The following is a 13,469-nucleotide window of genomic DNA, read 5'->3' on the forward strand; positions in this document are numbered from 1 at the left end:
ATTTATTTTCCTTCTTTTTGCTTAATCCTCAACTCCTGCTAGAGATTTTTAAAAATGTAAAATATCTAAGGATTCTTCTATTTCTAAATCTAAAATTCTTTCCCGTGTATTTTTATGCTCCTCTAATTTACCTTCTTTTCGATAAAGGTCTGCTGCTTTTTGAAAATCATCAATAACTCCTTGCCTATCTCCTAGCTTGTAACGAGCATGACCACGATTGTAATATGCGTCTGCATCGTTAGGATGTGTCTTAATCACCTGTGTGTAATCTTCAATCGCCCCCTGATAATCTCCTAAGTCACAACGAGCCTGACCACGGTTATAATATGCATCAATATCATGAGAACTTTTTTTAATCACCTGTGTGTAATCTTCAATTGCTCCCTGATAATCTCCTAAATCAAAACGATAATCTCCACGATTTTTGTAACCATTAATGTCATTAGGTTTTACTTCTCTGGACTGAGTAAAAAGCTCAATAGCTTCTTTTGAGTTTACCAAATGAGAATTATTTGGATTAATTTTGAGTGCCTGATTATAATCCTCAATTGCACCCTGATAATCTCTTAACTGATAACGAATATCAGCACGACTTTTGTAAGCCACTGCATCATTAGGATTCATTTTAATTGCCTGAGTATAATCTGCAATTGCTCCCTCGTAGTCTCCCTGATGATATCGAGCTAAGCCAAGTTTAGTGTAAACTTTACCGTAATAAGGATTAATTTCTATTGCTTGAACGTAATCAGCAATTGCTGCCTTGTAATCTCCTATATGAGAATGAGCAAAACCACGCTTATAAAAAGTTTCAGCATCTTGAGAGTTCAGCTTTAAAGCTTGATTGTAGTTATTAATGGCAGCATTGTACTGTTCTTTCTCAAAGCATTCATCACCTAGTTTGACAGAAAGCAAATTCATGTCTCCATTATGGAAACGGAGATAATCATTTTGATCCGGAGAAAAGTTTTTTTTGACAGATTGTTGCTGTTGTTGAGAAGAAAAGTTTGTTTTAGGCAAGTGTTGCTTTTCTTGCTGATAGCGGTGTTCGTGCTTAAGGTTATATTTACCTAGTTGAGATGTTTGATGAGAGTTTGCTGGTGTTAAAGATTCTAACTGTTCTAAATAGCACCGTAAACCACTGCCATAGAGTAATTGTTCTATCCCAAATAAAATATTTCCAGTCTTTAGCTTAATCATTTGGGTAGGAAGAAAACCAGCAAAGAAGAGATGATATTCAGGTTGTGCCTCATTGACTTCCTCCTGAATAAATATGCAGACAACAACGGCATTTTTTTGAACTTCTTCTGAATTAATTGACCATCTGACTTTATTAAGACTGCCATGACGTGATTTAACGGCAATGCCAACTGAGGGGTCAAAAGTCAGCGTAAAATCAACTTTGCCATCGCCGACACCAAATCGTTTCTCATAATCTACTTCAGTCACAAAAGCAGCTAAACGTTCTTTAACAACTTCTTCACCTAATTTGCCTTTCAAATTACTGATAAAAACATCACGGACTGGTGAAGTGCGCTTATATTTCTCAGCCATCTGCCAGCAAAATTCCCGTAGTGCTTTTAACCTCTCGCCTGAGATAACTGTTAACTCGCTATATTGCCCTTCTGTTTCACAATGCAGCAGACAACTAGATGTTAACCTCTTGATGAAATCAGATTGTAGCGATCGCAGTAAGGTAATCCAGTCCATTTATAATTCTGCGAATCTTTTTGTTTATTGTATTAAAATAGCAAATCAGCGAAAACTTGTCTAAGTTGTATTTAATGCAACATACAGTTACAGAACCTCAGCCCCAACCCCCTCCTCTGTAGCCGCCTCTATTTACGCCAGTTTAAAATCCTGCTAAAAAACTGTCAACTGGATTCAGGCTATATTTATTCTGTAGCGCGTTAGTCCAGATGGAAAGATGATTGCTAGTGGCGGCAGTGCTGATAAGATCATCAAGATTTGGCAAGTGCCTCGTTAAGTCGTGGCACCTGAGAGCCAATCAACGACTGAACATTAGATTAGTATTGAAATCAATTTGAGATTTGTTAATATGACACAGCTACTTACTGAGGAAGAAATTCAACAAAAGGCAAGCCATTTGCCTAATTGGACAGTGGAAGCGTCAACGTTAAAATGTACACGCAAATTTAAAGACTTTATCCAGGCTATAGAATTTGTAAATAAGCTTGTTGAACCTGCTGAGTCAGCACAACATCATCCAGATATTGAAATTTCTTACAACAAAGTCAATATTTCACTCACAACCCATGACGCAGGTGGGTTAACACAGAAAGACTTTGATTTAGCAAAGGTCATTTCGGAAATTAATTAAGTTAACCGATTTGCTTTTATAGCTATTTTGATAAAAAAATGACTCAAGAAGTAGTCAGAAGCCACGATTGAGAATGATGAGTGTGCAAGTAATAGACTTCGTGGCAGTTATCGGGAAAGGGAAAGGTGGGGTTCCCTATGGGGATAAAGAGCAAGGGGAAAAGGGAAATGTTGGTTTTTTCCTTTTCCCATTTAACCTTTAACCTTTTCCCATCAATGGGCAAAAGTGGTTTTTGGCTATTGGTCTAATGAACCAGTACTACTAGGTATCTAATATTCAAAGCTGCGTCTCCCTTAGTGAGACAATGAGATGTGTGACAGTTTAGAAGGCGATCGCTTCGACCTTGTCATTTATTTTTCCTAAATTACAATTGCAAGTAAATAGAAATATGTTTTTGCATAAGTTAATTGGATTATTTATTTAGCTAAAACTAACTGTTTATTTAGCTTGGCAAAAACTAAAGCAGTGTATTGGGCAAGTTTGTCTAATCCACAAGTCTCAATAAATCTTGCAACTTTGAGAATAGTTGCAGCAAAAAGTGATCTATACAAAGGTGTGAGGAGAACAGGAAAGATGTCTAATATCTTGCGGAAATCTTTAGTCATCAGTCCAGCAGTTTTGGGAGCAACGTTGTTGGTATCTACAGCGGCGATCGCAGCTCCAAAGAACATCAACAATCAAGTTGTTACAACAGAAGTTTCACAAACAAGCAATAATCAACAAGCTTCTAGTTCAGTCTCAACAACTTCAACAACAACTGCGACTGAAGTTTCCCCCAAGCCAGAGACGTTGACTCAAGCACAACAAACACAAGTCAACGTTTTGCAGCAAGTCAGCAGCTACACCAAGGAGGGAAACAATAGTTCTCAGTCCCAAGTGACATCAGTTTCCCAGTTCTCCGACGTACAGCCAACAGATTGGGCTTTCCAAGCGCTACAGTCTTTAGTTGAACGTTATGGTTGTATTGCTGGTTATCCCAATGGAACGTACCGTGGTAACCGTGCTTTGACTCGTTATGAATTTGCTGCAGGTTTAAATGCATGTCTGGATCGGGTGAACGAACTGATTGCGACAGCAACATCTGACTTAGTAAGAAAAGAAGATCTGGCGACTCTGCAGCGCTTACAAGAAGAATTTTCTGCAGAATTGGCAACTCTACGCGGTCGAGTAGACACATTAGAAGCGCGCACAGCAGAATTAGAAGCCAACCAATTCTCAACAACTACCAAACTCGTTGGTGAAGCAATCTTCGCTCTCAGTGATGCTTTCGGCGATACAGCAGGTAGAAACAATAACACTGTCTTCCAAAACAGAGTACGTTTAGACTTCCAAACCAGCTTCACAGGTAAGGACGTTCTGCATACACGTTTAGCAACTGGTAACGCCAGAAGATTAAACACGGGTGGTGATGTAGACGTTAATGGAAATGGAGTGATAGATACCGCTGAGCAAAATGCTGGAGGCTTTCAAACCTTTAACCTTAGTGGAGATACTAGCAACAGCAATGACATTGTCCTCGATTGGTTAGGTTACTACGTCCCCATAGGACCTGCCCAACTTTACGTTGTAGCTACTGGTGGTATTCACAGCGATTATGCTGCTACAAATAACCCCTACTTTGATGACTATGATGGCGGTAATGGTGCTTTATCCACCTTCGCTTCCGAAAACCCCATCTATCGGATTGGTGGCGGTGCAGGTGCAGCGCTTAATCTGAACTTTGGTAAAGGTGGCGGTATTCTCAAACCAAGTTCACTCACAGTGGGTTACTTAGGCTCAGAACCGAATGATCCAGGTATCGGTTCAGGTATATTCAACGGTAACTATGCTGCTTTAGGACAATTAAACTTTAATCTTGGTCAGCGGATAGCGTTAGCAGCTACCTACGTTCACGGTTATCATGGTGCTGGTGGTGCTTTATTTGATGCAGGTGGATTCCAGGGAGCAAATCTCCCTGTTGTAGGTACTTCGCAAGCTAACGCTCTGAGTTCATTGAATGCATCTTCCAGCAACTCCTATGGTTTGTCAGCAGCGTTTAGACCGAGTGACAAACTCTCTGTTAGTGGCTTCGTTTCCTATCACGACGTCACAGGCTTTGGTCCCAATGATGACTATGAAGCTTGGAGCTACGGATTGGGAGTTGCCTTACCTGACTTTGGAAAGAAAGGTAACGTCTTAGGTGTTTTCGGAGGTGCTCAACCTTATGCCCTTGGTAGAATAGCTGGTGCTAACGCGATCCCATATCAGATCGAGGGCTTTTACAAGTATCGCGTCAGTGATAATGTCTCGATTACTCCTGGAGTGATTTATCAGATGTCTCCTGGTCAGAATAGCAATAACCCTGATGCGTTCATTGGAACTTTAAGAACAACGTTCACTTTCTAGATACTTGACAATATTTAGAACATTTTGTGCATATCAAGAATTGCTCCGCACATTGCAGCGGGGCTTTTTATATTTTTAGCTAAATTGGGCATTCATCTGATCACTCTTTCATAAATGCTGCAATCACAGAGACTTTATTTTATAGCCCTCTTGCCACCGCAGGAAATTCAAGACTACGCTAATCAAATTAAGCAGTACTTTAGTGATAACTATAGCAGTCGTCACGCACAAAAATCTCCACCGCACATCACTCTCCAACCCCCCTTTCAATGGACAGATGCTGAGGTACCAAAGCTAGAAGAATGCCTGAAAGATTTTGCCAGTCGTCGAGAGTCTGTGCCCATTACACTGAGTGGATTTGGTGCTTTTGCTCCTCGTGTGATATACATCAATGTTGTCAGAAGTTTAGAACTGCTGACTTTACATACTGATTTGATGCTACATTTGGAAAGTAACTTGGGAATAATTGACAAGGTTGGAAAAACTCGTCCCTTTGCTCCCCATATGACAGTTGCATTTAGAGACTTGAGCAAGCAAAACTTTAAGGCAGCTTGGTCTGAATTTGAGAAGCGACAGCTGCACTTTGAGTTTGCTGCTTCTGACTTGAAACTGTTGGTGCATGATGGCAGTCGCTGGAATATCAATTCAGAGTTTTTGCTACAAAAAGCCTACCTGCGCGAATCTCCCTAATTGAAGTATCTGTCGCATTATTTAGGAAAAATCAATATCAGTTTGGAAAAGATTATAGAAATCCGGTTTGATTTCTGAACAACTCGTCAGGGCAGAGAACAGGGAACGCTTAACGCTTAACAGGGAAAAAACAACAAAGGTATACTGAGTTTTTTAAGCGCAGAGCGCAGGCTATGCCAACAAAAATCAAATAGGAGTCCTATAGTTTTCTGTGTTGTTACAAAAATTGAGATATTTTTTTTAGATAAATAATTAACTACATAACAGGTAAAACTAAACCTTCTTTAGCTAGTAATGTTTCAGGAAAGACAGATTTTACTTCAATCTGAACTTGGTCGAGAAAATCATCGTGGTCATCTGGACGATGATGAGAAATAACTAACTGGTTCACCTTAGCAGTTTTAGCCAAATTGACAGCAGTGCCCCAGTGAAAGTCAGGTTCATTATGATTGGGTGCTGCAGGAGAAGTATAAGTGGCATTAGCAATTAGCACATTAACGTTTTTTGCGAGCTGCGCTACGCATTTTCGATCCACTTCATTTGCGATCTTAGATAAATCTGTTAGATAGGCAACACTGTAGTTTTTCCAACTCACTCTATAACCGATTGATTTTTGCTCGTGATTAATGATTGCAGCTGTGATGATAACATCATCTATCTTCACCACCTTACCTGATGTCAAATTATGGAAGTTTAATTCAGATTGCATAAACTGTAAAGGGTAAGGAAAGTGAGGCTGAAGCATTTGATCACACAAACATTGCTTAATAGATGCTCCATTTAAAGCGGCTGTTCCATAAATATGGAAGCAATTTTCGCTCTTGAATGCGGGAGCAAAAAAAGGAAATCCTTGGATACGATTTGATTGGGAGTTGGTAAAAAATAAATGGGCATTTAAGGGTGATTGCAGTTGCAGCCAATTTTTTCCAAGTAGGCGTAAACCAGTACCGCCATCAAAAACCAAGCGTTTTCCACCTATTTGCATTTCCACACAAGCAGTATTACCACCATAGTGGATGGTGTGGTTATCTGGTGTGGGAATTAAACCCCGTACACCCCAAAATTGCACCACAAATTCTAAGCCTTGACTTAGAATCTGGGGTAGCAGTGGTTCTGGAGTTTGCTGCTTCTGGGAAGGCGACTGCTTAAAATTTGACATATTGGCTCAAAACTAGGTCTGACTAAGCAGGTCATCGTAGCGCCGCACTTCTAACAGTTGGTTTTTGCTGTCCACAATGACAACTGTAGGAGAGTATATTTTTAACTCTTCCGAATTAAACTGTGCGTAGGACATTATAATCAAGCGATCGCCACTTATACCTAGACGTGCTGCTGCCCCATTCAGCTCAATTGCTCCTGAATTGGGTGGAGCTGGAATTGTATAAGTGATAAACCGCTCGCCATTGGAAACATTCACTACGTGCACCTGCTCATACCATAAGATACCCGCTTTATCCAACAGAACTTGGTCTACGCTGATACTTCCTACATAGTTAATATTTGTTGCTGTGAGCGTGCAGTTATGAATTTTTGCCAAAAGAAGCGTGCGCTGCATTGGGTTTCAGTTTATCAGTTATCAGTGAAACAGTGCTCTTGAAAAGGTCTCTCTCCCTAGACCACTAGCGAGACTGGCGATCAAGTGAGGGCTTCGACCGTGATCTCAGCCGAACGGTTTATCCACACAAAGAACTGGCGTTAGTGTAAGCGCAAAGTGAATCGCAGGCATACAAAGCAGCGTATCGCTTTGCGACAAGCGCGTCTAGTGGATATCCTCCGAAGACGCGCTCGTAGTCACCGCAAGCCTCCTGTTAAACTTGAGGTTACCAGTTATGAGTTGAAACAATAACCAACAGATTGCTGTTCATTATTGACTAGCTCTGGGCTATTGTTCATGTTTCAAGTTACTTGTAAATCCGATTCTTAACTTTTTCCCCTACCCGCTCTAATACACTTTTCTACTAAAGGCAACACGTGATCAACATCTTGCCACCCGAGAATTTCCGTCACTTTTTTTTCTAAATTTTTATATGTGCGGAAAAATTCAGCTATTTCTTGAAGTCGATGTGGTGCAACATCTTTTAAAGATCTTACGGAAGTGTAACGTGGGTCTTTATCAGGAACACAAAGGATTTTTTCATCGCGATCGCCACCGTCTATCATTTCTAGCATACCAATTGGTCTTGCTGCAATGACACATCCTGGAAAGCTTGGCTCATCTATAATGACCATACCATCCAAAGGATCCCCGTCATCTGCCAATGTGTTGGGTACAAAGCCGTAGTCGTATGGATATTGTACCGACGAGTATAGTACCCTGTCTAGGGCGAAAGCTTGAAGTTCTTTATCATATTCGTATTTGTTCTTACTCCCGCCTGGAATTTCGATCAGAACGTTAATCAGACCTGGTTTCGGTTGGGCAGGAATACGGGATAAATCCACAACAAAACTCCTCAGCTAACAGTGAATTAGGGGTACTTTATGCTTAGCTCCCAGTGTATAATTTTAGATGAAAATGGGCTACTGTTCTTTCACATTTCCACTACAAAAAGTGAATTAGATTTTTGGTAAGCCATCAGAGCACACTAATTTTAACATCACCACAGCTGGAATTTCCCACACCATCACTCAAAGATTCAAATTATATCCATTAGAAATTCAAAATTAATTTTGAATTTCTAATTTTGAATGAGCTGACTTGATCGTTGCAAGTAGTGTCGGATTGTCACCCATACACTGGTACGCTTTTGCCTTTAAACTTTGTAAAATTTATATAAACGTTGTACCTTATTACATTTCTTGTTCACTTGTTGTAACTTTTGGACTATAGGGAAATCCCGTAAGGCCCCATAAACTCCAAAGTGGGATTAGACAGCACGAAACTACTTACACCCGTCCTATTTCGCCTAAATTCTCAAAATTCTTGTCAACAGTAGCCAGTGAACCCTTGAGGAACCAATTTGTTGCTTGTGAGCTAGCGCAGTGACTTCAATACTGCGCCAAGCTAACCTGAAGGCAAGGTGAGTGTGACTGGAGATAAGATGCAGAAAAAACCCCAAAAGAATGAGCGCAGTACGCTATCTTTAAAGGGTTTCCTGTGCTTAGCGACTGGTGTAAGTGCAAAGCGTGCCGTAAGCACACGCCTGTGTTTGAGAGAGAAACTTGGGATTGCAAGAGCGTGTCGCAAAGTTAGTGAGCATGTTCAAAGGATATACGCACAGAGAGGTCACCTCCGTTGTAGTATATAGCATGGTTTTGTGTTTTTCATATTCCTTATATATTATCCCTTGAGCAAATCCCAAAGCCTCCTTGTGAAGTGCAAACTGCCGACGGCTCTGCCGACAGTGATGCAACTGCCATTTAAGAGTCAAGTTTTCTCTAATCTACATCTGTCTTTATATTGTAGGTAATTGGTTGCTGGTGATCCTGAGCACTGTTTGAAGAGTAGTGACCAATAACAAACAAGGGTAAAGTTAGAGTCAAAAGACCGATCACAGTTCCTACAATATCTGCCAACGTATGGGAACATGTACTGGCAGGGTCAGCAGATTGGGTATTTGAATGCATAAAAAGTTGAAGTTTTTTACACTTATTATTTGTGTTGACTCTTTTGTAAAGAGTCTTACTTGTATTTTAGCTATTTTCCAATATTATACTATCTATCAATAAATAATATCAATCATTTCTTAAGCTATCTATACTGATTTTTGTAAATAAAACACTTGAGACAAAACGGAAGTTAAAATATGTACGTTTTACTTGGTGATGAATTTCACAGGCTAATTTAACTTAATTTCGTAAAAAGTTTAGGAATACACTGAAAAAAGTATTCAAAGTTACGTCATTTGGGTATTTTCTATCTCTTCTATTTACAGTACGCCGATCCTGTATGGGCTTTGCGCTGACGTTAATGCCTATAAAGTCAAAAAATTATTATTCTTCATACCCATATTCACCGTACGTTTGAGTAGTTTTGGGGGTATGCATTCTTGGCGCACGCAGTCACGTATGCCTGCGACACTTGGCTTGGGCGAACGTTAAATAAGTGGTGGCACAGGAGTAATTATTCACTACGCAAACATTTATGAGTTAATCATTGGACAATTTTTTTGTGTAAAATTACTGTGTATAAGGAAAATTTAATAATTTCTTCTAGTTATTTTAATCTCAACCCAAAGAATGATTCCAGATTCAAACACAACTGAAAATGTGTTATTTCAAAGTGCTTGACTTTTGATAACGAATCCCTAAGCAATAAAAAAACCGCCACTTAATCAGGGCGGTTTGGTTAAGCAATCGGAGGGTATTTACAGCTTACTCTGCCAATGCATAAAATTGTTGTAACAGAGTTTGCACTTGTTCTTTATAAGATGCGCGAAATGCAACTACCGTTTGGCATATGCTTTCATAGGTTCTTTGATAAATCTTATGTAAAGATGTTTGAACGTAGACTTGATGACGCGGGGCATTCCAAAATCGATGGGTACGAACTTGTCTGGTAGCCGCCAATCATCTATTTTTACTAAGTCGGGATCTAGGTGAGGAAAGTTGATATTGTTCAGTTCACCAACCAACCCCAGCCGGATTGATGCAGCGACAGTGGGTACTTGTTCTGGTGAAACATTGAGGATTTCTACCATTGCACGATCTAAGGCAAATACATTTGGTGATGCGGCTAAAATGCCGAGTGGACGGGGTTCACCACCACTTGGACCATTGCCTTCATGACCAATAATGCCATCAAGTATAGTTAAGTCGGGATCAATTGTCCTGGCGGTTTCCACCAACATTTTACCAAAACGATTTGCGTCTTTTCCTGCTTCCATGTGCCACCAAGCTTTCATTTTGCCTGGAACACAACCGAACAGGTTTTTGACTCCTAAAGTTAGTACCAATTGGACATGAGATTTTACTTTGGGTAGGTTAATCACAACATCCGCTTCCATCGCCTCTTTGCACAGTAGCAGATGATCAAAGTCTTCGCTGACGCTTTGGTAGCGCTTCCCGTGAAAATCGATGATGGGAAGATTCAGTTCTTCTAAAATAGGCTGATAGCCATTTGCGAGTGCGACTCCCTTGGCGCTACCAAAAGCGGGACTATCCCCCAAAAATGGTTTACCCCCTGCTTCTATAACCATCTGGGCGACTGCATAAACCAGTTCTGGACGAGTTGTACATTCTTTACCAGGACGTGCGCCTGTTAGCAGGTTGGGTTTAAGTAAGACACGGTTTCCGCTTTTGACAAACGCCGCCATTCCTCCCAAAGGTTCCAGCAGTGTTTCTAAAGATTCCCGGAGTGCTTCCCGTTCGTAAGAAGTGGCGCGAATTAAGCTGACGGATGGTGTTTGAGTTTGCATAGTGAAATCAAGAACGAATAAGAAAAACTAAAGAAGGAAGAGGTGTTTATTTTATCTTCCTTCTTTGTTCTCTAATCCGATGTGCCGTCTAGTATATTTAGAGGCATAATTGCACTCATTTGTTCCAAGTTTAAGACTTGGGCTAATTCTGCTTCACTCATGAAACCGTGTTCGGTGACAATCTGCCGCAAAGACTTACCAGTTTCTAAAGATTCTTTCGCCACAGCAGCTGCATTCAAATAACCGATGTGAGGATTTAATGCTGTCACCAAGGCTAAACTGCCTTCGGCGTATGCTAAACAACGTTCCTGATTGGGGGTAATGCCCTTAATACAGCGTTCGGTGAGTGCGGCGATGGTGTTACCAAGAATTTCGATGCTGTGAATCAGGTTATAAGCTATCAGAGGCATCATCACATTTAGTTCTAATTGTCCTGCTTGGGCGGCAAGGGCGATCGCACTATCATAACCCATCACCTGAAAACACACCATTGATGTCATCTCGGCCATCACTGGGTTGTACTTTCCTGGCATAATCGAGGAACCCGGTTGCACGGGTGGTAGTTGAATTTCTTTTAAGCCAGTTTTTGGTCCTGAATCCATTAGACGCAAGTCATGAGATATTTTGACTAAATCTTGAGCTAAGTTACGTAAACCACCCGAAACATGAACAAATGGTGCCATACTCTGCATTGCAGCCATCAGGTGAGGTGCAGGTTCCAAAGGGAGATTTATCAAATCTGAGATTGTTTCTACCACACGGGCGCGATACTGAGGATGAGTATTTAACCCCGTACCTGCTGCACTTCCTCCTAAACCTAGCACCATCAAATCAGAAGAAGCTGTATAAATGCGGTTTTGGTGTTCTGTCAGAATGTATGCCCAAGCGCGAAAATTCTCACCCAAACGCACGGGTACAGCATCTTGCATATGGGTTCTGCCAGATCTGACGATATTTTGAAATTCTTCAGCTTTTTCTTCTAGTGCTGCTATCGCCTTTTCTAAAGCCGGATGTAAGGTTTTTGAAAGTGCCAATAAGCCACCAATACGAATTGCTGTAGGAATAACATCATTGGTAGACTGTCCATAGTTGACGTGGTCGTTGGGACTAACGCGCTTGTAATTGCCTTTTTCTTCGCCAAGAATTTCTAACGCGCGATTTGCCAAGACTTCGTTAATATTCATATGGTGAGAAGTGCCAGCACCAGCCTGGTAGACGTCTACCACAAATTGGTCGCGAAACTTTCCAGCAAGGACTTCATCAGCCGCTTGTATAATTGCTTGACTGACATCTTCGGGAATACAGCCGAGTTCACCATTTACAATAGCTGTCGCTTTTTTAATAGTGACGCCAGCATTTACGTAAGTAGCTAAAGGTTTAATGCCGCTAATTGGGAAGTTTTCTGTGGCTCGTAGTGTTTGAATCCCGTAGTAAGTGGTACTAAGTAGTTGGCGATCGCCCATCGAATCGCGTTCTATTCTCACTTGAGAATCTATTTGTTGAGTCATGCTATTTTTTTAAACTAATCATTCATCAAGAGTTTATATTCCCCTTGTCTTTTTGTCCTTATGACTTTACCTAACTGGATTACCTTCTCTCGCCTTCTAGGGATACCATTTCTACTTTATGGCTTGTATAACCCTACGCCCCAAGCCAGATGGATTTGTTTGGCAATTTTTCTTGTCGCCTCCCTGACTGATTGGTTAGACGGCTATTTGGCGCGGAAGCTTAACCAAATCAGCGACTTGGGTAAATTTCTTGACCCCTTAGTTGATAAATTGCTGGTACTTGCGCCGTTACTAGCTTTAATTGAGCTTGGAAAAGTCCCTGCTTGGGGAGTGTTTCTGATCTTGGGACGAGAGTTGGCTATTGCAGGTTGGCGCGTCAGTAAAACCAAGATTACGGGGGCGAATATTTGGGGGAAACTCAAAACAGTGAGTCAAATTGTGGCGATCGCACTTCTGATTGCACCTCTACCCCAAGTATGGCAATTACCTTCCATAATTGCCTTCTGGATTTCTGTTGTTTTCACAATCATTTCTGGAGTAATATACCTTTTACCAGAAAAAGATAGCCAAATTACTCAATAACTTTCACAACAATTCATCGTTTTCCTCAACTACGGCTGGAGAATCCGGTGCATATCCAAAACTGGTGGAGCAATTTCGGTTTGGGTTAGCATATCGTGAATTTGACCGCGATGGTGTGTTTGGTGGTTAAAAAAATGTGCTAGCAATAAGTTAGGCGGATCAGTATAAAGCTTACCCTAATTATTCACGTAGCTGATTGTTTTAGTCAAGAAATCCTGACTTAACTTAGACATAAAAGCTTCTATGCGCTCATCTTCTAAGACACGAACTGAGCGCAACTCATCAAAGTCCTCATACAGGATAGCATCGAGATTGGTAGAGGGCATTTGTTTGCCTTCAAAGCGTCCCATCCAAATCCTATCGCCCACCATAATATGATTCAGCGTTCCATGAATACTTTTGAAAAAAGCTTGTCTAATTCGCTTGCGTTCTACATCCGAAAGTTGGGAACAAACCTCATACAGTTTTCGATTTGTAATGGTGTTATAATTTGCAAGCATTTGAAAGTGTTGGATGAGCATAAGCAATTCAAAATTCCAAATCATAACAGGCTCGTAGTAATACCAATTCTCTGTAAACTTGCACTAAATACTTACCTCTTCCACCCTTGGC

11 protein-coding genes and 1 pseudogene are annotated in these 13,469 nt (G+C 40.8%); 4 read left to right on the forward strand and 8 right to left on the reverse strand.

Going from position 1 to position 13,469, the window contains the following annotated elements:
• Nucleotides 1-48: 48 nt before the first annotated feature.
• Nucleotides 49-1,707, reverse strand: coding sequence for a tetratricopeptide repeat protein (locus tag DP114_RS15385; RefSeq protein WP_171976498.1), 1,659 nt, complete (start codon nucleotides 1,705-1,707; stop codon nucleotides 49-51).
• A 349-nt stretch (nucleotides 1,708-2,056) separates the two neighbouring features.
• On the opposite strand from DP114_RS15385, the gene DP114_RS15390 reads away from it, so the two are divergent.
• The 3 genes from DP114_RS15390 to DP114_RS15400 all read left to right on the forward strand — a co-directional run bounded on the left by DP114_RS15390 (nucleotide 2,057) and on the right by DP114_RS15400 (nucleotide 5,413).
• Nucleotides 2,057-2,338 carry a 4a-hydroxytetrahydrobiopterin dehydratase gene (locus DP114_RS15390; RefSeq protein ID WP_171976499.1) on the forward strand — a complete coding sequence of 94 codons (282 nt, stop codon included), beginning with the start codon at nucleotides 2,057-2,059 and terminating at the stop codon, nucleotides 2,336-2,338.
• A 573-nt stretch (nucleotides 2,339-2,911) separates the two neighbouring features.
• A complete protein-coding gene (locus DP114_RS15395; protein WP_171976500.1) occupies nucleotides 2,912-4,723 on the forward strand; it encodes an iron uptake porin in 1,812 nt (603 codons plus the stop codon).
• 114 nt (nucleotides 4,724-4,837) lie between these two features.
• Nucleotides 4,838-5,413 (forward strand): 2'-5' RNA ligase family protein, encoded by a 576-nt coding sequence (locus DP114_RS15400; RefSeq protein WP_171976501.1) that lies wholly within the window; start codon nucleotides 4,838-4,840, stop codon nucleotides 5,411-5,413.
• A 256-nt stretch (nucleotides 5,414-5,669) separates the two neighbouring features.
• Here DP114_RS15400 and DP114_RS15405 read toward each other — a convergent pair whose 3' ends face one another.
• The 6 genes from DP114_RS15405 to DP114_RS15425 all read right to left on the reverse strand — a co-directional run bounded on the left by DP114_RS15405 (nucleotide 5,670) and on the right by DP114_RS15425 (nucleotide 12,275).
• Nucleotides 5,670-6,572, reverse strand: a complete 903-nt coding sequence (locus DP114_RS15405; RefSeq protein ID WP_169266590.1) for an MBL fold metallo-hydrolase — start codon at nucleotides 6,570-6,572, stop codon at nucleotides 5,670-5,672.
• 12 nt (nucleotides 6,573-6,584) lie between these two features.
• A complete protein-coding gene (gene panD, locus DP114_RS15410; protein WP_169266591.1) occupies nucleotides 6,585-6,968 on the reverse strand; it encodes an aspartate 1-decarboxylase in 384 nt (127 codons plus the stop codon).
• A 365-nt stretch (nucleotides 6,969-7,333) separates the two neighbouring features.
• Nucleotides 7,334-7,852, reverse strand: a complete 519-nt coding sequence (locus tag DP114_RS15415) for an inorganic diphosphatase (protein WP_169266592.1) — start codon at nucleotides 7,850-7,852, stop codon at nucleotides 7,334-7,336.
• Nucleotides 7,853-8,788: 936 nt separating this feature from the next.
• Complete coding sequence (locus tag DP114_RS36570) at nucleotides 8,789-8,977, reverse strand: TLTLP motif-containing protein (protein ID WP_210620981.1); 189 nt, start codon at nucleotides 8,975-8,977, stop codon at nucleotides 8,789-8,791.
• Between the two features lie 818 nt (nucleotides 8,978-9,795).
• The gene (locus DP114_RS15420) at nucleotides 9,796-10,767 is read right to left on the reverse strand and encodes an Npun_F2552 family protein (RefSeq protein WP_169266593.1); all 972 of its coding nucleotides are present in this window, start codon (nucleotides 10,765-10,767) and stop codon (nucleotides 9,796-9,798) included.
• Nucleotides 10,768-10,838: 71 nt separating this feature from the next.
• On the reverse strand, nucleotides 10,839-12,275 hold the full coding sequence (locus tag DP114_RS15425; protein ID WP_171976502.1) for an aspartate ammonia-lyase: 1,437 nt from the start codon (nucleotides 12,273-12,275) through the stop codon (nucleotides 10,839-10,841).
• A 60-nt stretch (nucleotides 12,276-12,335) separates the two neighbouring features.
• Here DP114_RS15425 and pgsA point away from each other — a divergent pair, with 60 nt between their 5' ends.
• A complete protein-coding gene (gene pgsA / locus DP114_RS15430; protein WP_171976503.1) occupies nucleotides 12,336-12,857 on the forward strand; it encodes a CDP-diacylglycerol--glycerol-3-phosphate 3-phosphatidyltransferase in 522 nt (173 codons plus the stop codon).
• Nucleotides 12,858-12,886: 29 nt separating this feature from the next.
• Here pgsA and DP114_RS15435 read toward each other — a convergent pair.
• A pseudogene (locus tag DP114_RS15435) lies at nucleotides 12,887-13,402 on the reverse strand (DinB family protein).
• Nucleotides 13,403-13,469: the final 67 nt, after the last annotated feature.

The organism is Brasilonema sennae CENA114 (genome assembly GCF_006968745.1).
Classification (GTDB): domain Bacteria; phylum Cyanobacteriota; class Cyanobacteriia; order Cyanobacteriales; family Nostocaceae; genus Brasilonema; species Brasilonema sennae.

What these genes read in the sequence shown, in the direction of transcription:
- DP114_RS15420 (WP_169266593.1), bottom strand. Translation starts at nt 10,767, where the DNA reads ATGCAAACTCAAACACCATCCGTCAGCTTAATTCGCGCCACTTCTTAC.
- panD (WP_169266591.1), bottom strand. Translation starts at nt 6,968, where the DNA reads ATGCAGCGCACGCTTCTTTTGGCAAAAATTCATAACTGCACGCTCACA.
- DP114_RS15425 (WP_171976502.1), bottom strand. Translation starts at nt 12,275, where the DNA reads ATGACTCAACAAATAGATTCTCAAGTGAGAATAGAACGCGATTCGATG.
- DP114_RS15405 (WP_169266590.1), bottom strand. Translation starts at nt 6,572, where the DNA reads ATGTCAAATTTTAAGCAGTCGCCTTCCCAGAAGCAGCAAACTCCAGAA.
- DP114_RS36570 (WP_210620981.1), bottom strand. Translation starts at nt 8,977, where the DNA reads ATGCATTCAAATACCCAATCTGCTGACCCTGCCAGTACATGTTCCCAT.
- DP114_RS15400 (WP_171976501.1), top strand. Translation starts at nt 4,838, where the DNA reads ATGCTGCAATCACAGAGACTTTATTTTATAGCCCTCTTGCCACCGCAG.
- DP114_RS15385 (WP_171976498.1), bottom strand. Translation starts at nt 1,707, where the DNA reads ATGGACTGGATTACCTTACTGCGATCGCTACAATCTGATTTCATCAAG.
- DP114_RS15390 (WP_171976499.1), top strand. Translation starts at nt 2,057, where the DNA reads ATGACACAGCTACTTACTGAGGAAGAAATTCAACAAAAGGCAAGCCAT.
- DP114_RS15395 (WP_171976500.1), top strand. Translation starts at nt 2,912, where the DNA reads ATGTCTAATATCTTGCGGAAATCTTTAGTCATCAGTCCAGCAGTTTTG.
- pgsA (WP_171976503.1), top strand. Translation starts at nt 12,336, where the DNA reads ATGACTTTACCTAACTGGATTACCTTCTCTCGCCTTCTAGGGATACCA.